The following is a 6,297-nucleotide window of genomic DNA, read 5'->3' on the forward strand; positions in this document are numbered from 1 at the left end:
AACGACCTGTGTCCTACTTGCAGTCGCCCCACCTCCCCCAGTGCAACGGAACTGGTCTAAGTACGCCTCGCGATCATCGTAGAATTGCTCTCTTGCTCCTAGCGTGATGTAACGGATAGCAGGTTCTGCGGCCCAGGCTGCCGTCGTTGCATGCACGATGCTTGCCCGCAACCTGCCCGGAGATTCCCGCTCAACCGCTACGACCTTCTCCTGTACTTCCTCCGGCCACGCGCACGGGCCACTATCCAACCACTGTTTCGCGGCTTCTCCGTAAGCCCACGGGTCAATCAAATACCCATGCATGAACTGCTCCACGCTTGGGTACGCGCCGGCGGGATAGTTGTCCCACGTGTATATGAGGTAGATCGTCCGGGAATTGCCAATCCTCGGCGCCAACCTCTGTGTCCAGAGAATGACAGCAGGGTCAGAAGCATGTACGCGCATCCGCTTAGCAAGATATGCTCTCGCGACAGTCTCAGGGTCGCGCAAGTAAAACTCAGCTTCTTCCTTGGAGGAATCCCCAAGCGGTAACGCAACGACGGAGGCCGGTGTGGGAGACGTTGTAAGTCTCGGTGTTGGTGCCGTGGTCGGTGTCCGTATTGTTGTCGTACCGCTAGACGGTGTAGGCGACTCGCCCTCCTGAGAGGAACCGCACGCTGTGGCAAGAGCCACCAGCAGTGTAGCAATCAGCGCGAGGCGTTTATATACCACTGCAATTCCTCTCCACACAGCGTCTAATGTGCCACACGCAACGTCTCTTCTCTTGGGTTAGAAGGTGGGGAGTGTGGCAGAGCCACCAGCGGCGCCACGCTCCCCACCTCCCCCTCCTCTGTAGAGATAGGGGTAGGTGGCAGTGCTCTTCCAAGCTATATAAGGGATCGGACCGCCTTGCTGTACCCTTCTATTGCGTATATGTACGCTTCTGTTGCGCCTCGTCGGAGTTTCTCTCGGGGCTGCTGTACGCTTCTGTTGCGCGTCGCGGAAGCTTCTATTGCGTGGGTGTACGGCTCTGTTGCGTGAATGTACGCTTCTATATGCGCTTCGTCTGCAGGCGGTAAAATCCGCCAGTTGCCACGCTTGCCGTGGAGGCGGAGTTCGCCGGCCTGTTCCAAGGTCTTCAGGGCGTTCATGGCCTCTTGGAAGGCACGTCGTTGGTTGCTGTCTTTGGTTGTGGGGTAGGCGAGATCGATGATAACCTGCTCATCCAACTCTGGATAGCGTGAGGGGTCGTGAACGCGGATCCAATGGCGGTCGTTGGGACTGCCTACCGGCATGTGAGTGCGGCCTGGCTCGTAGCATTGGAAGGCGAGGTTAAGAAGGGCACGGTAGGCAGCTGCGTGTTTCGCCCCCCATTCGCCAAGTGTGCTTGGCACCTGGGGGCCAGTGGATGCACCTGGCGGCAGATCGACGATAATGCGCATGACATCATCGAGGCTTGTGCCTATGTCAGATATAAGAACAATGCGGCGCGCACCACTTTGGCCACTCGTCGGATCGTGCCATGGCCACGCAGCTTCCCAACTGTCCAGTGCGGTCGATACTTCTTCGAGCGTACGCCGGAGGCGGTCAGTGTTGTATCCGCGCCAGCTCTTGGGCCAAAGGCGCTTGCGCATCGTGCGAAGGTCCACTTCCATACTGACGGGATGCGGGTTATCGCGCTCTTCCATCGGCACGCTCAGGATTGCCTCTACCCATAACCGCAGGGCAAGTGGCGCACCGCCGCCGCGATTCGTGGTCACGTCTAAACCTAAATCGTAAAGCGCGAGGGGTAAGGCCGGGTGACGCCTCGTGCGTTCGGGCAGCCTGGGAGCACACCTTGCTTGCCCTCGTTTGAAACAATAAGATGTGTGGCCGGCGTGAAGAGCGTATCGGTGCGGCGGTCGCTCACGGCTACATGTGCAATACGACTGGAAAGTATGCGGTCGTCACGAGTGTTTGGCTTGATGGGATTGGGGAAGTCGTGCCAGGCCCTAACAAATGGTGCAAGAGTGTGTTTAATCCCGAACGGACGTCCCCATCTCTCCCACGCGGCGTGAATGATATTCATGCTGACTAAAGGTGCAGCTTCTTTGCATAACTCCGGTGGTTGTTTGGTTGCCAAGAGGCAGAAGTCGCGAATGGCACCGACATCATCCTGGTGCTTCAGGTGATCAACTGGCAGACTGATTATGCTGGGGCAGTCGCTCTCGACCGGCAGAGTTTGAAACTCCTCCGCCATATACTTGTATAGTGTTTCTTTGCCCGTGTTCACGTATAATTCGCTGGTCAACAGCTCTAGGAGGCGCTCAACGCACGCGGCATGGTGCGTTGGCGTTGCATGGTCCCGCACAAATGCCGCCAGTTCTTCAACGCTAGGAACGCGCGGCGCCGAGCCAGTCGGTGCTCCCGCTGTACAGGGATTCAGACTTGGGCGGATGTGCGACAAAGACGACGGCGCACTCGTTATCACGCGCCCAGCGGTCCCAGGACGCATAAACGAGCACACCAGCCCGCGGTCGTTTTCGTTACACGCATAAGCGGCCGCGAGGGGATCGACTACCAGTAAGCGGGCCTTGACCTGCTCACAGTAGGCGCGTAGCAGGACGCCGACGTGCGCGAGAGCACCCAGGGTAGATGTGTGCCTACTCCCTGTCTGCATCAGCTCCCACAGCGCGCCGCGCCCGGCCAGATCGACGAAGTGCAGGCGATCTTCTACCGCTTCGGATGCGCCCAGGCAGGCGAGACGGCGGTCTATCTCGCTCGCTTCGTCTTCCCAGCTGGCATAGACGGCAACGGGAGGGGAGGTATGCGCCGCCTCTGCCCCAAAGTGTGGAGTCGCCATTCGTTCCGGTGCTCCCTGCACAAGTGTGTCGCTTGCCACCCATTGCCGGTGTCCGTTCGTGACGATATTCACCGCGAGCTGCAGGGCAAGCCGTGACTTCCCTTTGCCGCCAGGCCCTGCGAAAAGCACGGTACGACCTGCCGGCAGCCAGCGATCGAGGATCCAGCGGCGCGGTGTCGGGTTTGGGTTGTGTTTCTGTACCGCATTGAGCGCCTGCGCTTGGTTGAGCGCGGCGCGTATCTTGGGGATGATTTCCCGCCCTACCTCCGGAGTCCCGTCAGCGAGAGCGGTAGTGTGCATTCCTTTCCCGAGCCTGGGCAAGCGTTGGACGGTTCCATCAGGACACCGGACGTGTGTTAACTTAGGCGCTGCGATGGGCCACGGCCGGGGTCCTCGTCGCTGATAAGAGCGGTGAGCGAGGTGTCGAGAGCTACGGCAATCCTTACCGCCGCGCCGATCGTGATGTTTTGCTTGCCTTTTTCCACCGTACTGAGGTAGGCGCGGTCGAGCCCCGCCCGCGCAGCCAGTTCCTGCTGGCTCCATCCCCGCTCTTTGCGCAGCCGCTGGACGTGACGCCCCAGCGCACTTAGGTGGCCATCTACGGTTTTCGGCTCCTCGCCCACGCTCAAGAGACTATTCGCGACACTAATCGCCTCCAGGGGATCTGCGGAGATGAGGTCCGCCGGCATCTCGGCGCGCAAAGCGGAGTCTGACAGACCCACACCGCCAACGAAAACGAACGGCGGGTTCTCGTGCGACTTGAGTATGCGGGCCGCCTCCTTTGCCACAGGAATGCGGTCGCGCTGGGAGAGCGAGAGAATGACGAGGTCCGGTTTGCGGTCGCGCACCCATTCCACCAGGTCCTTGGTGGGCGTATTCTGTCCCAAGTATGCAACGTCCCAACCTTCCAAATGGAAAAGATCGGCGATGAGTCGCGCACCCACCGCGTGCATTTCTCCTTCCACGGCCGTAATCACCGCCTCGGCCCCAACGCGCTTGCGCCGCCGGGCGACACTCCGAATGTGCGCGCTCTGCTGGAGCGTGATTTGGATGGCAAGGTGTTCGGCGGCGATATTCAATTCGCCGCGGTGCCAGGCATCCCCTACCTCCGCTAGTGCAGGCGTGATTATCTCGGTATAGATCATGAGTGGGTTGACCCCCCGCTCCATGGTGTCTCTTACCGCATGGAACGCCTCTTCATGGCTGCCGGACAGCAGGCTCGCGGTGTACCGCTCGCACAGGAGCTCAATATCTCGTCTACGTTCCATCAGCGCCTCAACAAGAATTTAGTGAAAGTCTGTTGGATATAGTTGACATCTTGTTGTGTATATTATATCCTACATTTGTTGGACATATGCCGCACCCGGGTAAACATATGCTAGGCATATCCAGCAGATTCGTCAAGACGCCTGAGCACTAAGGAGGAGACAATGCTTAGGGAACCAGCTAGAAAGACCGGGCGGAGTGTTGGCCCCTGGAGACAACACTTCCGCAAATTGGGAGTGGTAGCCGCGTTGGGCCTTGCCCTCACGCTGCTGGCAGCTTGCGGCTCCGCTGCCGAGGCCACGCCGGAGCCTGAGGCACAGCCAGCCACCATCGTAGACATTGCCGTCGGCGACGGCAGGTTCGAGACCCTTGTAGCTGCCCTCCAGGCTGCTGGCCTCGTAGAGACCCTGCAAGGTGAAGGTCCGTTCACCGTTTTCGCTCCCACGGACGATGCCTTCGCCAAGCTCCCTGAAGGAACCGTGGCTGCGCTCTTGCAGGACATCCCCGCCCTGACTGACATTCTCCTGTACCACGTAGTGTCAGGCAACGTCATGGCCGCCGATGTCGTAAAGCTCGACATGGCGACCACCGTGCAGGGCAACGCGGTGACGATTTCGGTTGACGGCGACACGGTGCGTATCAACGACGCCCAAGTTATCATCACCGACATCGAGGCCTCCAACGGCACCATCCACGTGATCGACACCGTCCTGCTGCCGCCGCAGAACTAAAGCGTTTCCGGGCGACAGACAGAATGAATGTCGCAAACTAGCATTCCGTTCAGGCGACCACGCGATAGGCGCAGACTAGGGCTGCAAATGCTGACAACATTCCACCCAAGCTCTAGTCTGCGTGCAGCGCGACCAACATTTCCCGCATTGGCTTGACATTAGAGTGCGTAGTCTTTATGCTACACAAAGAGGGTAGCATATGCTATTGCTCTGGTTGTCTAGCAGTTTGGAGGGATGGCCCGCTCGCCATTGAGTGATCTACAGCGCTCTCCGAGAGACATTGGTTAGCAGGCGGGCAGCGGGCAACCTCCACGTGCCGACCGCGTCGGCAGAAGGAGGGGAAGAGAGGTCTAGGCAATGAAGTTAGAGAAAGCATCCAAGGAGAAATGTGATGGAAACACTACAACTCGTGGCCCTCATCGTAGCTGCAATCGGCGCCATTAACTGGGGCCTGGTTGGCCTCGCGAGGATCGACCTGGTTGCCCTCATCGCTGGCGGCCTCAAGTTTGGCGAAGTCAACTCCATCTCACGGGTCCTGTACATCGTGGTTGGCCTCGCCGGAGCTCTCGCTATTGTCTTGGAATTCACCGGCGGCAATGGCGCGTAGTGTTCCCGTGAGCATAAGAGGGATTCTACCGACTGGGGCCGCACGGTCATCAGCGGCCGGCTGACAGTGCAGACCCTCTGCTGAAGCGAGGACGCACGACATCTCCTGCGTCCTCGCTTCCATCTTCACACCCATAGAAACCGTTCGCATGGACCTCGCTGCAGCGTTAGCGCGCCCTGCTTCCAGCGGAGACCCCCGAATCGGGGCACGGCACATTCAATGCGTGGTTCTGACGGACACGAGGAACCTGGCAGAGACGCTCAAGAATTCCACTCATCCCGGCCCACTCCCCGAGGAGACCCCCTGCCTGATCCTTGCCGGGGCGAGGAAAGACCCCTCTCCCGGCAGAGACCATGACGTAACTCCGTCATTCCGGCGCAAGCCGGAATCCAGAGCACCTTTATAACTGAAAATAGATTGATGTCAAGCCATTTCACCCCCATCCCAATCTTCCCCCTCAAAGGTGAAGGGTTATGCAAAGGTCTCCGGCGGGAGAGGTTGAGAGCCTGACCCGCACTCGATACAGCGGATCAACACGATACAGGGGTGAGGGGGGGGGAAGTCCCCTCTCCCGGCGGGAGAGGGTTAGAGCCTGACCCGTGCTCAATACAGCGGACCGACATGATACGGGAGTGAGGGGGGAAGTCTCCTCTCCCGGCGGGAGAGGGTTAGGGTGAGGGGGAGATTCCCGCAATCTGGGAGCTATTTCTGCCGTTATCGCACTCTTGCGTATCGGTCTTGTTGGTAAAGAGGACGGGATAAGCAGAAAACCCCCTACCCTAGCCCTCTCCCACAGGAGACTTTTGCATTACCCTCGCCACAGCGCGGATGTCCCCTCTCCCTCGACGGGAGAGGGCTAGGGTGAGGGTGAA

The 6,297-nt window shown here is 59.2% G+C and carries 6 protein-coding genes; 2 read left to right on the forward strand and 4 right to left on the reverse strand.

Annotated elements, in window-relative coordinates; all coding sequences use genetic code 11:
* The 4 genes from OXE05_10395 to OXE05_10410 all read right to left on the reverse strand — a co-directional run.
* On the reverse strand, positions 1-711 hold a 711-nt coding region (locus tag OXE05_10395; protein ID MCY4437729.1), incomplete at its 3' end, for a hypothetical protein.
* 155 nt (positions 712-866) lie between these two features.
* The gene (locus OXE05_10400) at positions 867-1,739 is read right to left on the reverse strand and encodes a hypothetical protein (protein ID MCY4437730.1); all 873 of its coding nucleotides are present in this window, start codon (positions 1,737-1,739) and stop codon (positions 867-869) included.
* An 8-nt stretch (positions 1,740-1,747) separates the two neighbouring features.
* The gene (locus OXE05_10405; protein ID MCY4437731.1) at positions 1,748-3,121 is read right to left on the reverse strand and encodes an AAA family ATPase; all 1,374 of its coding nucleotides are present in this window, start codon (positions 3,119-3,121) and stop codon (positions 1,748-1,750) included.
* 56 nt (positions 3,122-3,177) lie between these two features.
* Positions 3,178-4,089 (reverse strand): cobalamin-dependent protein, encoded by a 912-nt coding sequence (locus OXE05_10410; GenBank protein MCY4437732.1) that lies wholly within the window; start codon positions 4,087-4,089, stop codon positions 3,178-3,180.
* 267 nt (positions 4,090-4,356) lie between these two features.
* Between OXE05_10410 and OXE05_10415 the strand changes: the two genes are divergently transcribed.
* Together OXE05_10415 and OXE05_10420 are read left to right on the forward strand one after the other, a co-directional pair.
* Positions 4,357-4,818 carry a fasciclin domain-containing protein gene (locus tag OXE05_10415; protein ID MCY4437733.1) on the forward strand — a complete coding sequence of 154 codons (462 nt, stop codon included), beginning with the start codon at positions 4,357-4,359 and terminating at the stop codon, positions 4,816-4,818.
* Positions 4,819-5,209: 391 nt separating this feature from the next.
* Positions 5,210-5,425 (forward strand): DUF378 domain-containing protein, encoded by a 216-nt coding sequence (locus tag OXE05_10420; GenBank protein MCY4437734.1) that lies wholly within the window; start codon positions 5,210-5,212, stop codon positions 5,423-5,425.
* Positions 5,426-6,297: the final 872 nt, after the last annotated feature.

Source organism: Chloroflexota bacterium (genome assembly GCA_026710945.1).
GTDB lineage: Bacteria > Chloroflexota > UBA11872 > VXOZ01 > VXOZ01 > VXOZ01.